Source organism: Mycobacterium ostraviense (assembly GCF_002705925.1).
GTDB lineage: Bacteria > Actinomycetota > Actinomycetes > Mycobacteriales > Mycobacteriaceae > Mycobacterium > Mycobacterium ostraviense.
This window is the reverse complement of the sequence record NZ_NKRE01000066.1, coordinates 1-275: the sequence shown is the minus strand read 5'-3', so window position 1 is coordinate 275 and position 275 is coordinate 1. Positions and strand designations below refer to the sequence as shown.

The following is a 275-nucleotide window of genomic DNA, read 5'->3' as shown; positions in this document are numbered from 1 at the left end:
CGCAGTGCGTCCAGATCGCGCGAAGTCGCCAGCACCTTGCCCTGCTCGTCGCGCAGCCGCAGGTTCATGTGCAGGTGCGGTTCGATCGAACCGGGCTCGAAATCCAGCGCAGTCACCGTGGCGCCGGTTGCGCGTGACAGGAAGCGCGCCAGTTCGCCGGTGATGGCGTCGGCACTGGGCTGCGGGAACGCTTCGTAGAACGCGCGACCGAAGTCTGGTGCCGGCACGTAGTTGCGGCGCATCGCCTTGGGCAGGCTGCGGATCAGTGCCGAGGC

The 275-nt window shown here is 68.0% G+C and carries 1 protein-coding gene; it reads right to left on the bottom strand.

Going from position 1 to position 275, the window contains the following annotated elements; genetic code table 11:
* Window positions 1-275, bottom strand: a 275-nt coding sequence (locus tag CDN38_RS33665; RefSeq protein ID WP_142361397.1) for a DUF3418 domain-containing protein, incomplete at both ends; no start/stop codon positions are given.